The organism is Paenarthrobacter nicotinovorans (genome assembly GCF_021919345.1).
Classification (GTDB): domain Bacteria; phylum Actinomycetota; class Actinomycetes; order Actinomycetales; family Micrococcaceae; genus Arthrobacter; species Arthrobacter nicotinovorans.
Map to the genome: position 1 here is coordinate 3,407,840 of NZ_CP089293.1, position 23,244 is coordinate 3,431,083.

The 23,244-nt window shown below is 64.4% G+C and carries 19 protein-coding genes; 7 read left to right on the forward strand and 12 right to left on the reverse strand.

The genetic code is table 11. The annotated features are described in order from the left end of the window. Positions 1-31: 31 nt before the first annotated feature. From JMY29_RS15795 to JMY29_RS15805, 3 genes are all read right to left on the reverse strand, one after another. Complete coding sequence (locus JMY29_RS15795) at positions 32-1,408, reverse strand: ABC transporter substrate-binding protein (RefSeq protein ID WP_189075395.1); 1,377 nt, start codon at positions 1,406-1,408, stop codon at positions 32-34. 185 nt (positions 1,409-1,593) lie between these two features. Continuing rightward, entirely contained in the window at positions 1,594-2,526 is a 933-nt protein-coding gene (locus JMY29_RS15800) for a carbohydrate ABC transporter permease (RefSeq protein WP_079580949.1), read from the reverse strand. Further along, on the reverse strand, positions 2,519-3,463 hold the full coding sequence (locus JMY29_RS15805) for a carbohydrate ABC transporter permease (protein ID WP_026267057.1): 945 nt from the start codon (positions 3,461-3,463) through the stop codon (positions 2,519-2,521). The genes JMY29_RS15800 and JMY29_RS15805 overlap by 8 nt, the downstream gene beginning before the upstream one ends. Positions 3,464-3,835: 372 nt before the next feature. On the opposite strand from JMY29_RS15805, the gene JMY29_RS15810 reads away from it, so the two are divergent. The 3 genes from JMY29_RS15810 to JMY29_RS15820 are packed head-to-tail and all read left to right on the forward strand — an operon-like array spanning position 3,836 to position 8,189. After that, complete coding sequence (locus tag JMY29_RS15810) at positions 3,836-5,041, forward strand: dienelactone hydrolase family protein (RefSeq protein ID WP_189075396.1); 1,206 nt, start codon at positions 3,836-3,838, stop codon at positions 5,039-5,041. Next, positions 5,038-7,086 (forward strand): DUF6807 family protein, encoded by a 2,049-nt coding sequence (locus tag JMY29_RS15815; RefSeq protein WP_189075397.1) that lies wholly within the window; start codon positions 5,038-5,040, stop codon positions 7,084-7,086. Before JMY29_RS15810 ends, JMY29_RS15815 begins: the two co-directional genes overlap by 4 nt. After that, on the forward strand, positions 7,083-8,189 hold the full coding sequence (locus JMY29_RS15820; protein WP_189075398.1) for a M24 family metallopeptidase: 1,107 nt from the start codon (positions 7,083-7,085) through the stop codon (positions 8,187-8,189). Before JMY29_RS15815 ends, JMY29_RS15820 begins: the two co-directional genes overlap by 4 nt. 97 nt (positions 8,190-8,286) lie before the next feature. On the opposite strand, the gene JMY29_RS15825 is transcribed toward JMY29_RS15820, so the two are convergent. The 5 genes from JMY29_RS15825 to JMY29_RS15845 are packed head-to-tail and all read right to left on the reverse strand — an operon-like array spanning position 8,287 to position 14,214. After that, entirely contained in the window at positions 8,287-9,738 is a 1,452-nt protein-coding gene (locus JMY29_RS15825; RefSeq protein WP_189075399.1) for an aldehyde dehydrogenase (NADP(+)), read from the reverse strand. Next, positions 9,719-10,873 (reverse strand): mandelate racemase/muconate lactonizing enzyme family protein, encoded by a 1,155-nt coding sequence (locus tag JMY29_RS15830; RefSeq protein ID WP_189075400.1) that lies wholly within the window; start codon positions 10,871-10,873, stop codon positions 9,719-9,721. The genes JMY29_RS15825 and JMY29_RS15830 overlap by 20 nt, the downstream gene beginning before the upstream one ends. Continuing rightward, complete coding sequence (locus JMY29_RS15835) at positions 10,873-11,778, reverse strand: 5-dehydro-4-deoxyglucarate dehydratase (RefSeq protein ID WP_189075401.1); 906 nt, start codon at positions 11,776-11,778, stop codon at positions 10,873-10,875. The genes JMY29_RS15830 and JMY29_RS15835 overlap by 1 nt, the downstream gene beginning before the upstream one ends. Further along, on the reverse strand, positions 11,775-12,770 hold the full coding sequence (locus JMY29_RS15840; RefSeq protein WP_189075402.1) for an NAD-dependent epimerase/dehydratase family protein: 996 nt from the start codon (positions 12,768-12,770) through the stop codon (positions 11,775-11,777). Before JMY29_RS15840 ends, JMY29_RS15835 begins: the two co-directional genes overlap by 4 nt. A 31-nt stretch (positions 12,771-12,801) precedes the next feature. Next, the gene (locus JMY29_RS15845) at positions 12,802-14,214 is read right to left on the reverse strand and encodes a Gfo/Idh/MocA family protein (RefSeq protein ID WP_018777004.1); all 1,413 of its coding nucleotides are present in this window, start codon (positions 14,212-14,214) and stop codon (positions 12,802-12,804) included. A 180-nt stretch (positions 14,215-14,394) separates the two neighbouring features. On the opposite strand from JMY29_RS15845, the gene JMY29_RS15850 reads away from it, so the two are divergent. Next, on the forward strand, positions 14,395-15,423 hold the full coding sequence (locus tag JMY29_RS15850) for a LacI family DNA-binding transcriptional regulator (RefSeq protein ID WP_018777005.1): 1,029 nt from the start codon (positions 14,395-14,397) through the stop codon (positions 15,421-15,423). Positions 15,424-15,492: 69 nt separating this feature from the next. On the opposite strand, the gene JMY29_RS15855 is transcribed toward JMY29_RS15850, so the two are convergent. Beyond that, positions 15,493-16,188, reverse strand: coding sequence for a FadR/GntR family transcriptional regulator (locus JMY29_RS15855; protein WP_018777006.1), 696 nt, complete (start codon positions 16,186-16,188; stop codon positions 15,493-15,495). A 90-nt stretch (positions 16,189-16,278) separates the two neighbouring features. Between JMY29_RS15855 and JMY29_RS15860 the strand changes: the two genes are divergently transcribed. Then, complete coding sequence (locus JMY29_RS15860; protein WP_018777007.1) at positions 16,279-17,610, forward strand: alpha-hydroxy acid oxidase; 1,332 nt, start codon at positions 16,279-16,281, stop codon at positions 17,608-17,610. An 89-nt stretch (positions 17,611-17,699) separates the two neighbouring features. Here the strand turns inward: JMY29_RS15860 and gdhA are convergent, their stop codons facing one another. Together gdhA and JMY29_RS15870 are read right to left on the reverse strand one after the other, a co-directional pair. Further along, positions 17,700-19,037 (reverse strand): NADP-specific glutamate dehydrogenase, encoded by a 1,338-nt coding sequence (gene gdhA, locus JMY29_RS15865; protein WP_055971149.1) that lies wholly within the window; start codon positions 19,035-19,037, stop codon positions 17,700-17,702. A 208-nt stretch (positions 19,038-19,245) separates the two neighbouring features. Then, positions 19,246-19,779, reverse strand: a complete 534-nt coding sequence (locus JMY29_RS15870; protein ID WP_055971146.1) for an ArsR/SmtB family transcription factor — start codon at positions 19,777-19,779, stop codon at positions 19,246-19,248. 177 nt (positions 19,780-19,956) lie between these two features. On the opposite strand from JMY29_RS15870, the gene JMY29_RS15875 reads away from it, so the two are divergent. Then, the gene (locus tag JMY29_RS15875; RefSeq protein ID WP_018777010.1) at positions 19,957-20,433 is read left to right on the forward strand and encodes a hypothetical protein; all 477 of its coding nucleotides are present in this window, start codon (positions 19,957-19,959) and stop codon (positions 20,431-20,433) included. 23 nt (positions 20,434-20,456) lie between these two features. Here JMY29_RS15875 and JMY29_RS15880 read toward each other — a convergent pair whose 3' ends face one another. After that, positions 20,457-21,683 (reverse strand): acetoin utilization protein AcuC, encoded by a 1,227-nt coding sequence (locus tag JMY29_RS15880; protein WP_189075403.1) that lies wholly within the window; start codon positions 21,681-21,683, stop codon positions 20,457-20,459. 102 nt (positions 21,684-21,785) lie between these two features. Here JMY29_RS15880 and JMY29_RS15885 point away from each other — a divergent pair, with 102 nt between their 5' ends. Next, the gene (locus JMY29_RS15885) at positions 21,786-23,219 is read left to right on the forward strand and encodes a TrkH family potassium uptake protein (RefSeq protein WP_018777012.1); all 1,434 of its coding nucleotides are present in this window, start codon (positions 21,786-21,788) and stop codon (positions 23,217-23,219) included. Positions 23,220-23,244: the final 25 nt, after the last annotated feature.

Genomic DNA, 23,244 nt, shown 5'->3' on the forward strand with positions numbered 1-23,244 from the left:
AGCCCGGGGCACGGTTCCTGCTGCGACGCTGCTAACTGATGGCGGACTTCATTTCGTCCACTGCCTTCTTGCCTGCTTCTTCCGCCGAAAGCCTGTCGAACATGACTTCCGAGGTGTAGCGCTTGATGATTTCCTGGATGGCACCTGCACCCTTCGGCGGAGCCGCCGGCGCATCACCGAGCTCGTCCTTGATGGCGCTGATGAAGTCAACCACCTTGACGTCTGCCTTGGCCAGCTTGGGCGCGATAGCCTCCCGGACCTCGGAGTTCGGGTAGACGCCGCGGTCAGCGAGGAGGATCTCGCCGGCCTTGACGTTGTTGGTCAGGAAGTCGATGAACTTGGCGGCTTCTTCAGGGTGCTTGGTCCTTGAGGACGCGGACCAGAACTGTGAGGCCTTGTACCAAAGCCCGGCATCGTCAGCCTTGCCCGTCTTGGACGGGAACCGGAGGATCTGGAGTTCGCCGCCCGCTGCCTTCTCAAGGGCGGGGAGCTGGTTGGACCACCAGAACGCCATACCGTTCTTGCCGGTTGCCAGCCCGCTCTGGTCGAGCGGCGCAGCTTCCGCTTCAACGATTTCCGACGCCGACGGGACTGCCTTCTTCTCGCTCATCTCCTTGAGGAATTCCCAGTAGCCCTTGATGTCATTGGGCTCGAAGCCAAGCTTGCCGTCCTGGGTGTAGAGCGACTTGCCGTTCTGTCGCAGCCAGACCCCGAGCGAAGCCTCGTCCGTGCCGTAGGCTGCGGCACCGTAAGTCCCCTTGGGAGACTTGGCGGTCACTTCGGCGGCAATGCGCTCGAAGTCTTCCCACGTCCAGGTCTTGTCGTCCGGGAGTTGGACGCCGGCAGCCTGGAAGACTGCCGGGTTCGCGAGGATTGTCGCTGCATTGATGCCGGCCGCGATGCCTGTGAGGCCCTTCTCGCCCTTGCCTGCGTTCAGCGCAGCTTCATCGAGTTTGGAGGTATCGATGTCGTACTTGGAGAGGTCGAGCAAAGCGCCTCGGGTGGAGTATTCGGTGATGTACTTTTCGTCCATCTGAATGATGTCCGGAGCGTCGTTGGCAGCGACCTGCGTCGCGAGCTTGTCCCAGTATCCGGACCAGTCGCCAAACTCAGCCTTGACGGTGATGTTGGGGTTCTCGGCTTCGAACGCCTTGATGGCTTCCTGCGTCAGCTGGGCCCTCTTGTCCCCACCCCACCAGGAGAAGCGGAGCTCCACTTTGCCGTCGGCGCTCTTGGGTTCCGAACCTCCGCCGCAGGCGGTAAGTGCAAGGACCGCTGCGGCCGTAGCGGCGATCAGGGCAGAGGCTCGGAGCTTGCGCTTGGTGCGTTTGGCCTTGGCCACCAAGGGTCCTCCTGTTGACGTTGCTGCTGCGGGGGCGACTGCTTCACCCTCTGAATGTACGGGCACTGATGTCTCCGATCTTCGTTGATCCTGATGCGATGGAAAGACTGAGAAAGCGTTTTCTTGCTTGGTATTTATGATACAAGTCACATTCTTGTATGACAAGATACCATTTTGTTCTTGTTCGGGACGTCCGACGGCGGCCACTCACCCGGAGGGGGCCGCCCCCCTCCGGATGGAGACCGGCACGTCTACTTGATACCGGTGGTGGCGATGCCCTTGATGAGGAACCTCTGGCCGAAGAGGAACACCAGGAAGACCGGCAGCAGGGACACGATGGACATCGCGAACAGCGATCCCCAGCTGGTGGCCGACTGCGAATCGACAAAGGCACGAAGGGCGACGGGAACTGTGAACATGTCCGGGTCCGTCAGGTAGATCAGGGCCCCGAAGAAGTCGTTCCAGGTCCAGATGAAGGTGAAGATGGTGGTGGTGGCCAGGGCCGGGACCATCAGCGGAAGGATGACCCGGAGGAAGATCCTGGGGTGCCCTGCGCCGTCAATGCGCGCTGCTTCATCGAGGTCCTTCGGAATGCCGCGGATGAACTGGACCATCAGGAACACGAAGAACGCATCCGTGGCGAGCAGCTTGGGCACAATCAGCGGCCAGAAAGTATTTACCCAGCCGATCTGCGAGAACAGGATGTACTGCGGAACGATCACCACGTGGAACGGCAGCATGATGGTCAGCAGCATGATGCCGAAGAACAGCTTCTTGCCGGTGAACTGCAGCCGGGCGAACGCATAGGCAGCCATGGAACAGGAAACCAGGTTGCCAACAATCGAGCCCAGGACCACGATCGCCGAGTTGATCATGTAATGACCGAACGGGTGGGTCAGCGCCGACCAACCATCCGTATAGTTGCCCATTTCAAGGTTGTTCAGCCACAGTCCGGGCTCACGGAAGATGAGGTCATTCGGCCGCAGGGAAGAGATCACCATCCACAGCAGGGGGTAGATCATCACGCCGCCCACAATGATGAGGATCGCGTGCTTGATCAGGCCTTTGACGCGGGCACTGCGGCTGAAAGCCAGGCTTCCGCGGGATTCACGCCGGCGTGGGTTCTTCCCGGACTTTTCGGCGGAACCGCCATTAGCGGCGGGGAGGGTCTGGAGTTTAGTCATCGTAGAACACCCAATACTTTGAAGCGATGAAGTTGATGGCAGTGAAGACACCGATGATGACCAGCAGGAACCAGGCCATCGCTGAGGCGTAGCCCATATCAAACTGGCCGAAGCCCTTTTGGTAGAGGTACAGGGTGAAGAACATGGTGGAGTCTGAGGGGCCGCCGTTGCCGCCGGAGACGATGAACGCCTGGGTGAACGACTGGAACGAACCGATGATCTGCAGCACCAGGTTGAAGAAGATGATGGGGCTCAGCATGGGCAGGGTGATCCGCCAGAACTGCTGGAGCGTGGTGGCCCCATCCACCTTGGCTGCCTCGTAGTACATCACCGGAATCTGCCGCAGCCCGGCCAGGAAGATGATCATGGGGCTGCCGAAGGTCCACACGTGGAGCAGGATGATCGAGCCGAGAGCGGTATTGGGATCCGAGATCCAGCCCGGCCCTTCTATTCCGATCATCGCCAGGACCTGGTTCACCAGACCGGTGGTGCCGAAGATCTGCTTCCAGAGGATGGCAACAGCCACGGAGCCGCCCAGCAGGGAGGGCAAGTAGAAGATGGAACGGTAGAACGGCAAACCGCGAAGGCCCTTGTCCAGGACGAGGGCGATCACCAAGGCAACCGCCAGCTGCAGAGGTACGCCGACCAGCACGTAGGTGAACGTGACCCGTAGCGAGTTGTGCAACCGGGCATCGCCGAACATTCGGACGAAGTTGTCCAGGCCCACCCATTCCGGGGGCTGGAGGAGGTTGTAGTCCGTGAAGGACAGGTAGAGCGACATGAGCATGGGCCCCACCGTGATGACCGCCAGGCCAAGCAGCCACGGAAGGAGAAAGACGTAGGCGGCCTTGTTGTCGCGCCCGTTTGCCTTCTTCTCTTCCTTGGTCATGGGGCCCTTGCGGCGCGTCATGGTTGAGAGTTCGCCAATAGCGCTCATTGCTTCCCCCTCGCCGTCCCGCGGGCGCCTTGCGGCGTCCCCGCGTATTCGTATGCGGCCATGTGGTCTCCTTTGGTCATCGTGGCCATCCACGGAGTACGAGTGTGGTTGGTGTTTGCCTGCCGGGACGTCGCCGATGCTCTGGCGCTACCCCTTCGAAGTGCCAGGATGCGGGTCCCGGTTTCAGCGGCTCCGTACCAAAGTAAACGTTTTCTTGACCCATGTACAGCCTTTTGCTAATTTTTGAGAAAGCGTTTTCTTGCGAACTCGCCCAATACGGTTTTCCACGCTGAAGAAGCCCGGCGTGCGCATTCGCATACCCTCCGCATCGACAAGGCAGGACACCATTGTTTCCCACCGACCCCGCCTGCCATGACCCGAACTGACGTGGCAGGGCCATCCACCCGCCCCACCGCGCTGGGTGGTTACGAAGACTGGCCCGTCTACCTGGCATCCCATCGCCATGAGGCGGACTCCCCGGAGCGCAGGGACCTGGCCGATATCTTGGGCGTGCCCGCAATAGCTTCGGGCCTTTCGTACACGACTCACCGGGAGACGAAGCACGACGGCGTCATCACCTCTTCGCTGTCCTGGCAGTTGGGCTTCGGGCCCCGGACAGCCGCTTGGTTTGTACGCCCTGCACAAGTTACCGGCCCGCTTCCGGCCGTGCTCGCCCTGCACTGCCATGGCGGGATCAAGTTCTACGGCGCCGAGCGATTGGTGGCCCTCCAAAATCAGCCCGGCCAGCCCGCCGGTCACGACGCCGGGATCCCGCCTCTGGAAATCCGGGCCAGTCTTTACGGCGGGCGGGCACTCGCTACGTGGCTGGCACAGCAGGGTTTCGCTGTCCTGGCCCACGACGCTTTCATGTGGGGCAGCCGCCGGTTCGTCCTGGATCCCCTGCCGCGGCGGGCGGCTACCGCAGTTGACGGCCAGCAGGCACTCTGGCGGGAGGCCGGCGTCGAACCTTCCGCGCAGCAACGCTACGACGCTGCGGCGGCGGTCCATGAGGAAACCGTGGCGAAAGCGGCGGCACTCATGGGAACCACCATTGCCGGGACCGTTGCCCACGACGATCTGGCGGCGTTGGGAATCCTCGCCACGCTGCCCGGGGTGGACCGGGACCGGATAGCCTGCCTCGGGTTTTCAGGCGGGGGCGGCCGGGCCTTGATGCTTGCTGCCCTGAGCCCTGTGATCCGCAGCTATGTGGTGACGTGCATGATGACCACCTTCGCCTCGCTGCTGCCAGCGTACCTGGATGCGCACTCGTGGTTGCTGCACTCCCCCGGCCTCGCCAAGCTCGGGGACTGGCCGGACCTGGCCACGCGGTCCCCGGCCCGTGTGCTGGTCCAGTACGCAATGGCTGACGCCCTCTTCCCCGAGCAGGGAATGCGCGACGCCCACGCCCGCCTGTCCCGGCAACTGCCGCGCGGGCTGTACACCGGCAGCTTCTGGCAGGAACCACACGTTTTCACCCCGGCCATGCAGGAGGAGGCGGCGGCGTTCCTCGCCACCTCCCTGCAGCCCCGGCACCGCATCAATTCACCCTTACCGGACCGCACTAGGACAGACTCATGACCCAACCCTCAACCACCGTCACAGTGGACGCCCGCCCCCGGCTTCCCCGCATCGCATTGGTGGGTGTGCACGGCTTCGGCGAAAGGCACCTGGAAAACCTTGAGCGCCTGGGCGCTGACGGCGTCCTTGAACTGGTGGCCGTCGCCGATCCGCTGCAACCGGCCGACGGAACTGTCGGCCCCGAAGTGGAAGTTTTCGCTTCCCTCGACGAACTCCTCGCTGCAGGGACGGCCCCCGATGTCGTCATCGTTTCCACGCCGATCCAGACGCACGCGCCCCTGGCACTCGCTGCCCTCCAGGCCGGGGCCAATGTGTATCTGGAAAAGCCGCCCGTGGCGTCCATGGCGCAATACGAGGAAGTGATGGCAGCTGCGGCGAGCGCCGGACGACTGGTGCAAGTGGGGTTCCAGAGCCTGGGTTCAGAAGCCCTTCCCGCGATCGAAGCCCTGGTGGAATCCGGCGGAATCGGCGAGGTCCGGGGCATCAGCGCCACGGGGTTGTGGCTGCGGAACAAGGCATACTTCAAGCGTTCCCGCTGGGCGGGCAAGCGCAGCCTCAACGGAACGGACGTGGTGGACGGCGTGGCCACCAATGCCCTGGCTCACGCCGTGGCAACCGGGCTGCGACTTGCAGGTGCCCGGACCGTGGCCGATGTGCAGTCCGTGGATACGGACCTCTACAGGGCGAACGACACCGAAAGCGACGACACCTCCGTAGTCCGGGTGCGGACAACGGACGGCACCGTGCTGACCTGCGCACTGACGCTTTGCGCACCCGTACAGTCCGAGCCGTCGGTCACCGTGTTCGGCACGCGGGGCCAGCTCACGCTCTCCTACACGGAAGACCGCGTGGAGATCACCACCGCAGAGGGGGTCCGGACCGAAACCTTCGGCCGTGCCGACCTGCTGGAGAACCTGTTGGGTGCACGGAGCGAAGCGGAACTGCTCAGCCCCCTCAGCGGCGCCGGCGCATACATGGCGGTCCTCGAGGCCATCCGCACTGCCGAATCACCACGGCCGATACACCCGGACCGGGTGACATGGGAGGGCGACGGCGATGACGCCCACCCCGTAGTCCACGGCATTGAATCCCTGATCCAACGGGCAGCACTGGGCCAATCAACCTTCGCGGAGCTCGGCGCTCCATGGACTGTGTCCGGTGGGCCCACGCTCGAGATCAACGGAACCCCTGTTGCGACTCTCCGGGACGGGTCCCTCATCCGGGCAACATCTTCGCCGCGTCCGTACCTCCACCCTGTGCGAACCCTGGCCGGAACCGTCGTGACCGATCACATCCCGGAGGACCACGTGTGGCACCTGGGAGCGGGCGTGGCCCTCCAGGACGTGGATGGCATCAACTTCTGGGGAGGCAGGACCTACACCCGTGATGCCGGAGCCTATGTCTGGCGGAAGGACCACGGCAGGATCGTCCTTGATTCCGCGGAACAGGGCGACGGGTACAGGCAGGAGCAGCTGAGCTGGGTAGGGCCTGACGGGTCTCCTGTGCTCCGCGAGCAGCGCGGGTGGCGCTGGGCCGCCGTCGGGAATTCCGCGTGGAAACTGACGCTGGACTTCACACTGGAGTCCGCCACCGGCCGTCCTGTGCTGCTGGGCAGCCCGGGTTCCAACGGGCGGCCACAGGGCGGTTACGGCGGCTTCTTCTGGCGTTTGCCGAAGGTTGGCGATGCCACCATCTGGACCCCGGAAGCCCGGGGCGAGGACGCCGTGCACGGCAGCGTTACACCGTGGCTGGCGTGGTCGGGAACTTTCGACGCCGGGACCTCCGGCGCGGCGCAGGCCACGGGCGATCCCGGGCTGGGACACCCCGCCACACTCGTCTTTCTGGCCGCTCCGCAGGCTCCGGACCCTTGGTTCGTCCGGCACGCCGGCTATCCCGGCGTCGGGCTCTCCCTGGCGTGGGACCGGCCCGTGGCGACGAAGCCCGGCCGCCCGGTCCACCGGACAGTGACCGTACTTATCGCGGACGGGTTCCTCGCGACACAGGACATCGAACAACTCATCACCACTTTGGGGGAACAGTCATGACCATACCTACTCAATCCGCTGCGGTTCCGGCAACGACAGCTCCGGGAAACGTTGCAGACCGTGCCGTGAAGCGTCGTCGGGTCCTAGACATCCTTGACGCTGCAGGCCGTGACTCATTGCTGCTCACGTCCAACACCGCCCTCACCTGGTACCTGGACGGCAGCCGGGTGCACATCAGCCTGGCCGGAGACCCCATTGCGGCCCTCCTGGTGGACCGCAGCGGCGACCACCTGGTCACGTTCAACAACGAGGCCGGGCGGATAGCTGCCGAAGAATTGCCGGCGGGCGTCAGCCTGGACACTGTGCCGTGGCACGGGCAGTTGCATGCGGCAGCGGCGGCCCTGGCCCTCGACGGCAACCCGCTGGTGGAAGCAGCCGTCACCGCGGAGCTGCGGGCTGCCCGCCAGCAGTTGCTCCCCGCCGAAACAGCCCGGTACTCCGAGCTTTCAGTCGATGCGGCGCGGGCGATGACAGACGTCCTGACGGCCGCAACCCCGGAAACAACGGAATTCGAACTGGTCTCGCAGCTGGCCGCCCGCATTGTGTCTGTGGGCGCCGAGCCACTGGTCCTCCTCTGCAACGGTGCCGGCCGCAGCGACTTCCGGCATCCCTTGGCCACCCACTCCCCGATCGGCCGCCGTGCCATGGCCGTGGTGTGCGCACGCCGGAACGGCCTGGTTGCCAACGTGACCCGGTGGGTGGCTTTCGACGCCGGCACTCCCGCTGAGCTCGACGCCGAGGCCCGCATCGCAGAAGTGGAGGCCGACATTTTCCGGGCCACGGTCCCGGGAGCACGGCTCAACGAGGTCTTCACCGGGATCAAGGCAGCTTACGCCCGCCACGGATTCGGTGATGATCAGTGGACGCTTCACCACCAGGGTGGTCCCGCAGGCTACGCGGGCCGCGACCCCCGGGTCACCGCAGAGGTCACGGACACCATCGTCCTCAACCAGCCCTTCACGTGGAACCCATCCGGGCCCGGAGTGAAGATCGAGGACACCGTACTGCTCACGGATTCCGGCCTGCGCGTCCTGACCGTAGACGAGCGGTGGCCGACCACCGACGTGGACGGCCGCCGTCGTCCCCTGACCTTGCGTCCCTGACCCGGCTTCACTGCCCCTGCGTCCCTGACCATGCAGGTAACGCGAAAAGGGGCGGGGTCACCGTGATGGTGACCCCGCCCCTTTCGTGTTGGGTGCGTTAGCCGAGCGTCAGGACGCCGTCCACGCGCCGCGGGATCCCCAGCGGGTTGGAGTCGTGCAGCGCCGGGTGCAGCACGCTCTCCGGCGCGTCCTGGTAGGCCACGGGGCGCTGGAAGCGGCGGACTGCAGTGGCGCCCACGGACGTGAACAAGGAGGTCGTGGCCGGGTAGGGGCCGCCGTGTTGCTGGGCCCAGTTCACGGCCACCCCCGTGGGCCAACCGTCGAACAGGACCCTGCCGGCCAAAGTGCTCAGCTGCTCCACCAGTGCAGAAACGTCCTCGCCGGGTTGTGCGTGCACAGTGCCCGTGAGGCTTCCGGGAACCTTGGCGAGCGCGGCGGACAGCTCGTCCTGGGAGGCGTACTCGATCAGCAGCGTGGTGGGGCCGAAGCATTCCTCCAGCAACTCATCCGGGCGTTCCAGCACATTTGCGGCGCTGGTGGAGAACACCACAGGCGCGGCGCCGTCCGCCAGGCTGTCCTGCTCCACCGTGCCGCTGACGACGGCGACTCCCGGCTGCTCAGCAACGTTGCGCAGCCCGTCCGGATAGGCTTCCGCGATGCGCTCGGTCAGCATGGCGGCTGTCGGCTTGTCCTTGCTGGCCTCGGCAAGGTGCGATGCGAAGTCCGATCCCGCCGGGATGAACACCAGTCCGGGCTTGGTGCAGAACTGGCCGGCGCCCTGGGTAAAGGAACCCGCCAGGCCTGCCGCTAGCTGCTGACCGCGTTCGGCGAGCGCGTCCGCAGTGATGACCACCGGGTTCAAGCTGCCCAGTTCACCGTAGAACGGGATGGGCTCCGGGCGGGACGTCGCGAGATCGAACAGCGCCCGGCCGCCGGGGATGGAGCCGGTGAAGCCTACTGCCTTGATGGCCGGGTCCTGGACCAGTGCCGTGCCGGCTTCGCGTCCGCTGACCAGCGCGAAGATTCCGTCCGGGGCTCCGGCCTTGGCCAGCGCCTCGGTGACGATTTCCGCGGTCCGCTGGGACAGGCGAAGGTGGCCCGAGTGTGCTTTGACGACCACCGGGCAGCCAACTGCCAGAGCGGACGCTGTATCGCCGCCCGCCACGGAGAACGCGAACGGGAAGTTCGACGCCGAGAACACGGCCACGGGACCGATCGGCCGCAGTATGCGGCGCAGCTCTGGCTTGGGCGGGGTGGCGGACGGGTCAGCGTGGTCGATGACGGCTTCGAGGTACGAGCCTTCAGTGATGACGTTGGCGAACAGGCGCAGCTGCCCGCTGGTCCTCGCCACCTCGCCCGCGAGCCGGACGGTCCCGAGGCTTGTTTCAGAGTCGGCGATTGCTACCAGTTCGGTGACGTTGGCGTCCAAAGCGTCGGCGACGGCGGTCAGCCAGGCCGCGCGTTCGGCGTCGGAAGCTGCTGCGGTCACCTTCGCCGCTGCCGTGGCTGCGGCCGTGACGGCGGTCAGGTCAAGAGTTGCTGTACTCAATGCGGTTTCCTTTGCTTTCGGGGGCTGAAGTGTCAGTGGCTTGCGTCGGCGTCAATGCCCCGGCGAACTCGAAGCCGAGACCGGGCAGGCCGGCTGAACTAAGCCTGATGGTGCCTGTCGTGTTGCTGATCCGCACCGGGGAAGGTCCGGCCAGGATCCCGAGTTGGCCGAACGAGGCATCCTCCACGTCCTCCACGCTGACCGGCTCTGCCAAGGTGAGCGCCAACTGTCCGGAGAGCTCCGGAAGCAAGTGCGGTGCCACCCTGATGCTGTGGGTGCGGGCCAACTCCACGATCCTGCGGAATGGGGTGATGCCGCCCACTCGGACAATGTTGGGCTGGATGATGTCCACGGCTTCCGCTTCGATGAAGTCACGGAAGCGGTAGATGGTGTGGACGTTCTCACCCAGGGCAATGGGAACCGGCGAGTGCTTGCGCAGGCGCCGGTACGCCCAGAGGTCGTCGGCACGAATCGGTTCTTCCAGCCACTCCAGTCCGTACTCCCCCAAAACATCCAAGGCACGGAACGTGTGGGCGAGGTCCCAACGCTGGTTGGCGTCGATCATGAGCAGCCGGTCAGGGCCGATCACCTGGCGCACAGCAGCGACGCGCTCGGCATCCTCCCGGAGCTCGGGCTTGCCCACTTTGATCTTCACCGCGTTGTGTCCGGCAGCAACCCACCGCTGGGCTTGCTCCACGAGCTGTTCCAGGGTGTAGTGCAGGTTCACTCCGGAGCCGTACACCTCCACGGATTCCTGGCGCCGGCCCAGGAGCCCCGTGACGGACGTTCCCGCCTGGCGTGCTTTCAAGTCCCACAGGGCAAGGTCCACGCCCGCCATGGCGATGGTGGTCAGCCCTCCCCCGCCCGCTTCATGCAGCCGCTTCCACAGCTGGTCCCACACAATCTCCGGGTTCGCCTCGACGCCCCGGATGAAGGGGGCGATGTCGTGGTCCAGGAGGGCCTTCACTGCCTGGGGACCGATGGTCGGTGTCCATGAGAAGCCGTGGCCCGTGCCGCCGTCGTCCGTGGTCAGTTCGGTGACAATCACGTGGTTCTCGGGCGCCTCCGCGCCCCAACTGCGTAGCAGCGGCACCGTGATCAGCCGGGTGCTGAGGCCCGTAATGCGGGCGGTCATCAGCTGCCGGCCAGCTCGTGGCCCTTGGCCAGGATGGCCTTGAGTTCCAGGAGCTGTTCCTCGCTGGGATCAACCAACGGCGGACGGACCGGGCCAACGGGCAATCCGGCGAGCCTCAGGCCGGCCTTGATAAGGGAGACGCCAAAGCCGGGGGTCTGGTCGCGCAGGCGGACCAGCGGCGCATAGAAGCCCTCAAGCAGCGCGTGACGGCGTTCTTCGTCACCTGAGATGTAGGCGTCGTAGTAGGCCTTGGCGATTTCGGGAGCCATGGCGAACGCTGCCGACGAGTACAGCGGGATGCCCAGGCCACGGTAGGCACCCTGGGTCAGTTCCGCCGTGAGGAGGCCGTTGAAGAGCGCGAAGTCCTTACGCCCGCTCGCGTTGATGGCCGAGACAATTTCCTGGGCCAGCCCCACGTCCCCGATGCCGTCCTTGAAGCCGACTACCTTCGGGTTTGCGGTGAGGCGGGTGATCGCTTCGGCCGTGAACTTGGCAGTTCCGCGGTGGTAGACGATCACGGGCAGGCTACTCGCCGCAGCGATGGCCTCAACGTAGGCCACCACGCCGTCGGTGGGGCCGGTCACCAGGTAGGGCGGGAGCACCAGGAGGGCGTCCGCGCCGGCTTCCTCGGCCACCTTGGCAGCGGCAATGGCATGGCCCAGCGGGCCGCCGGCACCGGAGACCACGGGAACGGCACCCGCAACGGCCTCGACGGCGACAGTCACCACGGTGCGGATCTCATCGAGGGAAAGGGCATGGAACTCGCCGGTGCCGCACGCCGGGAAGACGCCGCCCGGACCGAACGGGAGCCGTGAAGTGATGTGTTCCTTCAGCAGGGCAACATCAACGCTGCCGTCTTCGTCGAAGGGGGTGACGGGGAAGAACAGTACGCCGTCGAAATTCATGGTGTCTCCTTGGTTGCTCCCGCCGGGACCAGGCCGGCGGTGATCTCGTCATTGAGTGGTGCTCGGTTTGCGGCAGTGTCGGGGCCTTCGTAGGGCGGGGTGAGTTCGGTGCGCCAGGTACGCTTCGGTTCCCAGCCCAAAAGGTCGCGGGCTTTGTCGATGGAGAACGCCGGGCTGGTGCCCGTCAAGTGTTGGGTCAGCGGGCCGCTGCCCGGCAGGAAGCGTGGGAACAGTTCCGCCAAGGGCGCTGTAGCCAGGGCATCCTTGGCGCCCACGAAGAACACCTCGCCGTTGGGAATGGTGTCCATCTTGTTCAGGAGAACGTCCAGGAAGTCGGCGACATCCCGGGCGTCCACGTAGTTGAACAGGGCCGGAGCGGACAGCGCGGGATCGTCCAGGCGTTCGCGGACTGTATGGCCTTGCTGCGTGAGCGCTCCTTCCCACTCCTCCGGGGAGATCACGAAGCACGGACGGAAGGCCGCGTACCGGAGCTTGTCGCCCTGCGCCGCTGCGAACATCTGCACCGTTTGCTCGGCGATCAACTTGGACAGCGCGTAGGCGTTCCATGGCTTGGGCGGCGTCCGCTCGTCCAGGGGGAACGACGGCGGCAGCCACCGGGCCGGCGAGCCGTAGCCCAGGGCCGTGGGGCTGCTTGCTGTCACGATCTTCGGGACACCGGCGTCGGTGGCCGCGCTGATCACCGCGTAGGCGAGCCGCGTGTTCGTGCTGAAGATGACGTCCTCGGGTGCGCTGAAGGGTACGGCGATAGCAGCGAGGTGGATGACGGCGTCGGGCCCTGTTTCCCGGATCAGGCGTTCTGCCTCACCCGGCGCAAGAAGGTCTGCGGTGTATTGCCCGGCTCCGGCCGGCAGCTGTTCCGCCGGGATGGCGTCCCGGTCAACGGAAATCACCTCGTGGCCTGCTTCGGCGAGACCGGCCACAACGCTGCGGCCGAGCCTGCCGGAACCACCGGTGACGAAAATCCTGCTCATGATCTGTTCCTTGCGTTGGTAGGTGAACCGGTCAGGCCTGGCTGCGGCTGAGGTCAGCCCCGAGGCCAAGCTCGCTGATACGGACTGGAAGGTCTGTGTCCAGGGACTGGTTGCCGGCGATTCCCACGGACACCGAGCGAAGCCCGTCGATGTAGCCGGACGGGCGGCCCAGCGGGTCCTCGCCGGGACCGTTGAACAGGTCCGAGAGCAGCAGGTTGTCGCCGCCACCGTGACCACCCTCGCCATTGATGATGGGGACCTCGTAGGCAGCTTCCCAGTGTCGTTGGACAACCAGGCGTTCACCGTTACGGCGGACTGCGTCCTCTTCCTCGATGGGTGTCGCGCTCGGGTCAACCACAGTCTTCTTGTCGGTGCTGGACTCGACCGCGGCTCGTTCCACCACTTCGAGTTCCGCCCGGCCTTCAGTGCCGTTGACGGTGACGCGGTAGCCTTCCCACGGGCTGTGGGCGTTCAGCGAGTAGCTGAGTGTGGGGCCGCCCTGGTAGTCCACCACCAGTGCGAGGTTGTCTTCGATGGTGATGCCTTCGGTGAAGACGTCCTGGTCGCGGAGGTAGCCGTCAAACTTTTCGTTGTCGTAGTACAGGGCCTTCAGGCGTTCGTCCTCGCGCATGTCCAGACGGAAGGGGTCATGCTCAAGGCCATCAACGGTGCCACGCTCGGGACGGGAGCCCAAGCCACGCTCGGCAGCATTCTTGTCGCCGTAGAAGCGCAGGCCACCGGATGCGAACACGCGCTCGGGAACGTCGTTGATCCACCAGTTGACGAGGTCGAAGTGGTGCGAGGCCTTGTGGATCAGCAGGCCCCCGGAGTTCTTCTTTTCACGGTGCCAGCGGCGGAAGTAGTCAGCGCCGTGCACGGTGTCCAGGACCCAGCTGAAGTCGATGGACGTGACCTTGCCGATCACCCCGTTCTGGATGACTTCCTTGAGCGCGCTGTTTCGCGGCGAGTAGCGGTAGTTGAACGTGACCACCACGTTGCGGCCGGTCTTTGCGACCGCCTCCGTGATGCGGCGGCAGCCCTCAACGTCGATGGTCAGCGGCTTTTCAACCACGACGTCGGCGCCGGCCTCAAGTGCCTCGACGATGTAGTCCGCGTGGGTGTAATCGGGTGTGGTGACAATGACTCGTTCGATGCCGTTGGCCTGGATGAAGCCGGTCAGCTCGCCCGGCTCGAAGGACGCCACCGGCTGTGTTCCGCCGAGTTCCTTGATGAGCTCCCGATAAAAGTCCACCCGGCCCTGGTTGACGTCCGAAAGGGCAATGAGTTCGGCGACATCCGCGTGCTGTCCGTAAATGGCCCGGATGTACATTTCCGAGCGTCCGCCGGTTCCAATCAGGGCGATCCTGGTCCGTTGGCGGCTGTCTGTCCGGGTTGCCGTTTCCGCTTCTGGGGTCCGGGTCTCGGCAGAGTCGACGTTGACCATGTGAATGCCCCTTTCAAAAGGCAGGAGTGAACCGTTTGACGGCCCGGGTTCGTGTGGAAGAATAACTGAGAAAGCGTTTTCTCGGAGGGATATAAGCTTTCTATCAAGACTCAGGTGGTCACGTCAACCACTGCTCCAACGACGAAGCACATGCGCGGCAGGCAAAAGGGAAGGGGCCACATGGCACGCAGGAACACCAACAGGCGCGTTGGGATTGCCGACGTCGCGGAGAAGGCCGGCGTTTCGCACGCCACGGTTTCACGCGTCATGAACGGTAACGCCGCGGTTGACCCCGGCATCGCCGCGCGGGTCCGTGCGGCTGCGGCCGAGCTCAAGTACCAACCCAACCCCGTGGGCCGAAGCCTGGCACTCGGGAAAACCGACACCATCGGCATTGTGGTCCCGGACCTGGCGAACCCTACCTTCCAGGCCATCTTGCGCGGACTCAGCATCGCAGCAGCCCAGGATGGGTACCGTGTCCTCATTGCCGACTCTTCGGAAGTCACCAGCGAAGAAGCGATCCTGGCCGGGGAGGCCCGGCGGCGCTGTGATGGCGTTGTCCTGTGCGCGCCGCGCATGGGCGATGCCGAACTTGAGGAACTGGCACCCACCCTGCACCCGCTGGTACTCATCAACCGGACCACTATTGCCACCAACACTCCGAGCCTGAGCGTGGACTATGGCCAGGGCATCCAGGAACTGGCGCAACACCTGGTATCCCTGGGTCACCGCAGGCTGGTATTCCTTTCCGGGCCCGAGCACAGCGCTTCAAACCGGCAGCGGCTGGTGGGTTTGGACCAGTTCCGGAAGGAGCACCCGGAGATCGAACTGCAGATGCTCCCGGGAGGTTCGAACTTCGATTCGGGCCACGAATCCACGGATGCCATCATCGCCAGCGGCGCCACGGGCATCCTGGCCTTCAACGACCTCGTAGCCATGGGCCTGCTCAGTGGCTTGCACGAGCGCGGAATCCGCGTCCCGGAGGACATTTCGGTCACCGGCTTCGATGACATTCCGTTCGCAAAATACACCACACCCCCGCTCACGACTGCGGCCGTGCCCATCAACGAACTCGGGAGCCTGGCCTGGCGGAGGATGCGCGAACAGATCCAGCAGGCCGGCGATGCCCCCGTCCAGGCTCAGGACGAATTCTCGCCCAGGGTCGAGATCCGGAAGAGCACTGCAGCCCCTGCCCTCAAGCCGGCTTAGAAAGCAACGCGGGGTCACTTATGGCCCTTTCGGGGGGCTTCTATGGGCCATAAGTGACCCCGCGTTGCTCTATGACCCGTGGGACGAGCCCACTCCGGCTTCTTTGTAGAAGCCTTGGATGTGGGCCGCCACCAGCGCAGCCGCCGTGCCGCCGTCGTTGTTGTTCACCGCGGCGAGGATGGCCCGGTGTTCCGCCCTCAGCCTGGCGCACGTGGCACTCCAGTCGGGCAGGTTCCCTGTCAGCTCACCCGCATAGTTTTCGATCGCGCCCCGCAGCGACGCCATCATCGCACTGACGACGGCGTTTCCCGCCGCCTCGGCGAGGGCAACGTGGAAGCGGGCGTCGAGAGCCAGGAACGCGTCGATATCCTGCTCGGAATCCATCTGATCCAGCAGACCTGCGGCCTCCTCCAGCGCCGGAACACCCGTCTTGGCGCGCTCCGCCGCCCAGGATTCCAGAAGGACCCGCGTCTCCACGATATCGGCCACTGGGAGATGGCGCGTGGCCACATGAAGCCGGAGGGTGGATCCCAGCGCAGAGCCCGGTTCCGCGATGACCACGGTCCCGGCGTCCTTCCCCGAACCAACGCCTGCGCGGACCACACCCATTGCTTCAAGAATCCTGACTGCTTCCCGGACGGAAGTCCGGGACACCTGCAGCTGCTCCGCCATGGTCCGCTCGCCGGGCAGGCGCCCTCCGAGCGTGAGGTCGCCGTCGGAGAGCTGCTTCTCGATCCATTGCAGGACAAGTTCGTGGGTACGCATAACCGAATACTAGTTGATGTGGTCCGACCACATGGATTACAGTGTGGTTAGACCACAGTGGCAGGACCACAGAATTCAAGGGAGAACCGCATGACCGACACCCTCGATCCCAAGATCACCGCCGCCCCCGCAAATGCCGGGAGCGACGAAAACGTGAGCCGCCCGCCCCAGCCGCGACCCGCCGTCGTGCAGCCTCCGGCACTGAAGCGCCGCATCCCTAAAGTCTCGGACCTTGCCCCGCTGATGCAGTTCAAGAAGCCGGAATTCAGCAAGACCGCACGGCTGAAGCGCGCCAGCACCATCTGGGAATTGCGGGACATCGCCAAGCGCCGCACTCCGAAGGCTCCGTTTGACTACACCGACGGTGCCGCCGAAGAAGAAATCACGCTGCGCCGGGCACGCCAGGCTTTCCAAGACATCGAGTTCCGCCCGGGCATCCTCCGGGACGTATCGCGGATCGATCTCCGCACGGACATTCTCGGCAAGGAATCACGCCTCCCCTTCGGCATCGCACCCACCGGGTTCACGCGCATGATGCAGTCCGAGGGCGAATACGCCGGCTCGCAGGCCGCTGAGGCCGCGGGTATTCCCTACACCTTGTCCACCATGGGCACCGCCTCCATCGAGGATGTCGCCACCGCTGCCCCGAACGGCCGCAACTGGTTCCAGCTTTACCTGTGGACCGACCGCGACCGCTCGCTCGAACTGATCGAACGTGCCGCCAAGGCAGGAAACGACACCCTCATGGTCACCGTGGACACTGCTGTGGCCGGGGCGCGCCTTCGCGATGTCCGCAACGGCATGACCATCCCGCCGGCGCTGACGGTGAAAACGGTCCTGGACGCGTCGTACCGTCCGGCGTGGTGGTTCAACTTCCTCACGCACGAACCCCTCACATTCGCGTCGCTGTCGCGCTACACCGGTACGGTTGCTGACCTCATCAACTCCATGTTCGACCCCACCCTCACCTATGAGGACCTGGACTGGCTCCGTGAAACCTGGAAGGGCAAGCTGGTGGTCAAGGGCATCCAGACCGTTGAAGACGCCCGTAAGGTAGTGGACCACGGCGCCGACGGCATCATCCTGTCCAACCACGGCGGACGGCAACTGGACCGCGCGCCGATCCCCTTCCACCTGCTCCCGGACGTCACCTCGGCATTGAAGGCAGACAACAGCCAGGCCGAAATCATCCTGGACACCGGCATCATGAGCGGCGCCGACATCGTGGCCGCCTTGGCCCTGGGCGCCGACTTCGCACTGATCGGCCGTGCCTACCTTTACGGCCTGATGGCCGGGGGCCGTGAAGGCGTGGACCGGACCATCCAGATCCTGGAGAAGGACATGACCCGGACCATGGCACTCCTGGGCGTCAGCAAGGTCTCGGACCTGAACCCGGACCACGTGCGGCTCCTGCAGCGCTGAGCGCAGCCAAGCACATAGACCCGAGCACAAAGCCGTAGAGGCCGTTTTGAATATTCAAAACGGCCTCTGCTTTTGGATTTGGGGAGGGGCTAGATCAGGCCCTGCGCAAGCATCGCATCGGCTACCTTGACGAAGCCACCGATATTGGCCCCCACCACGTAGTTTCCAGGCGCCCCGTATTCCTCGGCGGTCTCGGCGCAACGGTCATGGATACCCACCATGATCTCGGTGAGGCGCTGCTCGGTGTGCTCGAAAGACCAAGAGTCACGGCTGGCGTTCTGCTGCATTTCCAGCGCGGAGGTCGCAACACCACCGGCGTTGGCGGCCTTGCCCGGACCGAACAGGATCCCAGCTTCCTGGAACACGGATACGGCCGAACGCGTGGAGGGCATGTTGGCGCCCTCGGCCACGGCGATCAGTCCATTGCTGACCAGCTTGGCTGCGGCCTCGCCGTCGAGTTCATTCTGGGTGGCGCACGGCAGCGCGACAGTACCGTTCACATCCCATACGGAACCGCCGGCAACGTGGCTGGCACCCGGCCGCCGGGCAGCGTAATCGGTGAGGCGCCCGCGCTCGACCTCCTTGATCTGGCTCAACAGCGCGACGTCGATCCCCGCCTCGTCCACGATGTAGCCGGCCGAATCGGAGCAGGCCACCACCGTGGCACCGAGGGACTGCGCCTTGGCGATGGCGTGAATGGCGACATTGCCCGACCCGGAGACCACCACACGCTGGCCGTCAAAGGACTGGCCCTTGGTCTTGAGCATCTCCTGGGCGAAAATCACCGTGCCATACCCGGTGGCTTCGGGACGGACCAGGGAACCACCCCAGGAAATGCCCTTGCCTGTGAGGACGCCGGATTCATAGCGGTTGGTGATGCGCTTGTACTGGCCAAAGAGGTAGCCGATTTCGCGGCCACCCACGCCGATATCGCCGGCCGGAACATCGGTGTACTCGCCGATGTGACGGTACAGCTCGGTCATGAAGGACTGGCAGAAGCGCATGATTTCGGCGTCGGAACGTCCGCGGGGATCGAAGTCCGAGCCGCCTTTGCCGCCGCCGATCGGCATGCCCGTGAGGGCGTTCTTGAAGATCTGCTCGAAACCGAGGAACTTGACGATGCCCAGATACACGGAGGGGTGGAAGCGGAGTCCACCTTTGTAGGGTCCGAGCGCGGAGTTGAACTCCACCCGGAAGCCGCGGTTCACGTGGACGCGTCCGGCGTCGTCGGTCCACGGGACGCGGAAGATGATCTGGCGTTCGGGTTCGCACAGGCGTTCCAGGACGGCACCCTCCAGGAACTCGGGATGACGGTCGTGCACCGGGCCAAGGCTTTCGAAGACCTCACTGACGGCCTGGTGGAATTCCTTCTCCCCCGGGTTCCTCGCCAAAACAGTGTCGCGGACGGCTTCGAGCCTTGAATCCATGCGTCTTCCTAACCTCGGTGCGCCGGCCAGCGGCGGGACGAATCAGTCCCGCCCATGGTTGCACCCGAGGACATAGGATCTCCATCCGGAGCCAATGTGACCCTCCGGATGGAGTTAACACAACCGTAGAAAATCACCGATAAATCAAGGAACGGGAAGGTTAACAAGAACTCACAATGTGACGAGGATCACGTTAGCTGGAGGCTTCTCAGCGTTTGCGGCCGAACTTGGGGAGGTTGGGCAGATTCGGCAGATTGGCCAACAGGTCAGCAGCCTTGGTGGCGGCCCGGCCCACGGTCCGACCGATTTGCTGGGGAACGGTATCGTCGGATGCCGGATCGAGTGAGACGGGCGTGCCGCTTGCGTGGACCTTCGCGGCTTGGTTGATTGCCTCGGGAAGGGTCGGCGTCTCAACCGGGGCGGCTGCAGGCTCGACGGCAGCCGGCGCAGCGGCAGGCGCGACGGCGGCGGGAACCGAGGGAACGACGTCGAACGTTTCGAGCCAATTGGCGACGCCGGCGAGCGGCTTGGGATTGAGCGCGTAGAAGCGCTTCTGGCCCTGGGCGCGCATGCTGACGAGATCGGCCTCGCGGAGCACCTTCAGATGCTTGGAGATAGTGGGCTGGCTCGCAGCCAGTTCCTCCACCAGTTCGCCTACTGCTTTATCCCCAGAGCGGAGGGAGACCAGGATGTCGCGCCTGGTTGCCTCAGCTATGACGGCAAATACGTCGTCAGTCACCATGCCTTACACCCTAGCGACATATACGCCGATTGGCATCCCTGTTTCGTTGTGATGCGGCGGGTTTCGTTGTGATGCGGCGGCAGTTCGTTGACCCTCCCCATGGCTGGTGCTACAACAGAGTCACGGCCCGTCCGGGCTCCCAGGGCCCCGGCCGCCCAGAGCGCGGGGTGAGTGGCAATGAGTGACTTCTTTCGGCGGCACATCTTCAACATCATCGCCGCAGTCTTCCTCGCTTTGTTCGTCCTCGTGTGGACTACTGTGCTGCTGCGGGTCGGGACCTGGGTGCCCACCGGCGGCGCCAAAGCCCCCGAACTCAACGGCGCCCTGGTGACCGCGGCGGGAGTCCTGGCGACCTCGCTGAGTTCCCTGACGGCGTCGGCCTTGGGTTTCACCATCGCCGAAGTCAAGAGCGGGAACCAGAAGGCCGGCGACCCGAATCCCGTGATCCGCCCGTCAGAGGTGGCCATGAAACTCTCTGGCCGGGTGATCTTCGCCATCATGGTCTACATGACCATGGGGATGCTGGTCCTGGTGGTCTGGTTATTCAAAGGACAGGCATCCACGGATCTGATCGGTGCTTTCGCCCTGTCCCTGCTGGGCTGGCTCATCGGCGCAGCGGGAGTGGTCTTCCAAACGGAGAAGACCGAGCCCTAGCTTAAGGCCCCACGAACCGCGCCTTAGTCGAACCACGGATCCAATCCATACAGCGGGAAGATTTCCTTACGGGTCGCTATGACCGTCCGGTCAACCTCGTCAGCGGGATCGTAGCCAACCTCCCAGGAGCGCCACCAGACGTCAACGTCGTCACCCATCGACTCCGGTGCCGTCACTCCGTACGTTTCCTTCACATAGGTCCGCCAGGCTTCCGGCACCGGGGTGCTGAGCGGCACAGGGCGCTGCGTCACCATGCCGATCAGGTGGCTCCACGCGCGCGGCACAACGCCGGTGACGTCGTAGCCGCCTCCCCCGGTGGCGATCCAACGGTTGTCGCAATAGCGGGCAGCAAGACTCGCGACGGCGGAAGCGGCCTCGCGCTGTCCGTCGATACTCAGGTTGAGGTGCGTCAGGGGATCGTTCCGATGCGAGTCGCAGCCGTGCTGGCTCACGATCACCTCAGGTTGGAAGGCTCCCACCAGCTGCGGAACCACAGCATGGAAAGCCCGCAACCAGGCGGCGTCCCCAGTGAACGTCGGAAGCGCAACGTTGACTGCTGTTCCGATCGCGTCCGGCCCACCGGTTTCGTTGGCGAAACCCGTTCCGGGGAACAGCGTGAGGCCTGTTTCGTGGAGGCTGATGGTCATGACGCGGGGGTCGTTCCAGAAAATACCCTGCGTGCCGTCCCCGTGGTGGGCGTCGACGTCGATGCTCACCACGCGCTGCACACCGCCGTCGAGCAGCCGCTGGATGGCCATGGCGACATCGTTGTAAACGCAGAATCCGCTGGCCCGCTCCCGGGCGGCGTGGTGCATGCCGCCGCTGAAGTTCACGGCCCGCACAGCGCGGCCGGAAAGGATGGTGTCAGCCGCCAGAAGCGATCCTCCGGCCAGGCGGGCGCTGGCTTCATGCATTCCTAAAAAGGCGGGGTCGTCTTCGGTGCCCAGGCCACGGTCTTCCTCCGGAGTGGACGGGTCTTCGCTGACGCGGCGAACCGCCGCCACATATCCGGGGCTGTGGACAGAAAGAAGTTCGACGTCGGTCGCCACGTTGGGTGCCTCCACCGCCACATGATGGTGTCCGAAGAGTCCCAACGATTCCGCGAGGCGGGCTGTCAGTTCCAGCCGCTGCGGAGCCATGGGATGGCCCGGACCAAAATTGTAGGCAGTCATGGCTGGATCCCACACCACCGTCGTTGGCAGTGCGGACCGCGTAATGCTGGAAGCAGCTGTTCCAAGCCTGGAGTTCATCCAGAACAGGCTACCTGAGGCTGGAACGCCTCAACGCCCGGTTACGCGCGCGAATAGTGGTTTACTACTCAGGAAAGCTTGTTTCAACCAAGGAAGAACGCCATGTCCCACAGCCAGTCGCGGTCAACGAGCCCGAGCAACTGGCAACCCATTCAGCAGGAACGCGAAGGTCTCTGGATCTTCACGCGCGTGCGTGACTTCATCGACAACATTGCCAACACCTCACCGGCGCGTTTGGCACTGACGGTGTTCGCCGTCGTCATCCTGTTCTTCACTGGATTGCTGTCCCTTCCCGCGGCCTCGACGGAAGGGGTGGTGACGCCACTGCACCAGGCTCTGTTCACTGCCGTATCGAGTGTCTGCGTCACCGGGTTGACTGTGGTTTCCACAGCCACCCATTGGACGTTTTTCGGCCAGCTCGTCATCCTGGTCGGCATCTTCGTTGGAGGCTTGGGCACCCTCACGCTGGCCTCACTCCTGGCCCTCATGGTCAGCAAGCGGCTCGGTGTGCGCGGCAAGCTCATCGCACAGGAAGCCATGAACAACGCAGGCCGCCTCGGTGAGGTGGGTACCCTGCTCCGAATCGTGATCGTGACCTCGGTGGTCATCGAAGGGGCCCTCGCACTGGCGCTCATTCCGCGCTTCATAGTGCTCGGCGAAGACTTTTGGCAAGCGGTGTGGCACGGAGTTTTCTACTCGATCTCTTCTTTCAACAACGCCGGTTTCACGCCCCACTCGGACGGCATCGTGCCCTACGAAACCGACCTCTGGATACTTGTGCCCCTGATGCTCGGGGTCTTCCTCGGCAGCCTGGGCTTCCCGGTAGTGATGGTGCTGCAGCAGAACGGGCTCAACTGGAAGAAATGGAACCTCCACACCAAGCTCACCATCCAGGTTTCCTTTATCCTGCTCGTCGCCGGCACAGTGCTCTGGGCCATGATGGAGTGGGACAACGTGCGGACCATCGCGAACATGGACCTCGGCGACAAGATCACGCATTCGCTCTTTGCGTCCGTAATGACGCGTTCGGGCGGCTTCAACCTGGTGGACCAGAACCACATGGAATCCACCACCATGCTCCTCACCGACGCACTCATGTTTGCCGGCGGCGGGTCCGCCTCCACAGCAGGTGGCATCAAAGTGACCACCATTGCCGTCATGTTCCTTGCCATCATGGCCGAAGCCCGCGGTGACGCCGATGTGAAGGTCTACGGTCGTACCATTCCCCAAGGCACCATGCGTGTGGCCATTTCGGTGATCGTTGCTGGCGCCACCTTGGTATCCGTGGCAGCATTCTTGTTGCTCTCCATCAGCGGAGCGTCACTGGACCGGGTGCTTTTCGAATCCATCTCCGCCTTCGCCACCGTGGGACTCAGCACCAACCTCAGTGCCGAGCTGCCGCCGTCGGGAGTTTATGTACTGACAGCGCTGATGTTCGCCGGACGCGTCGGCACAGTAACCCTTGCAGCCGGCCTGGCCCTGCGCCAGCGCAGCCAGCTGTTCCACTACCCGGAAGAGAGGCCAATCATTGGCTAACACCACGGGGGCTGCCAACCGCCCC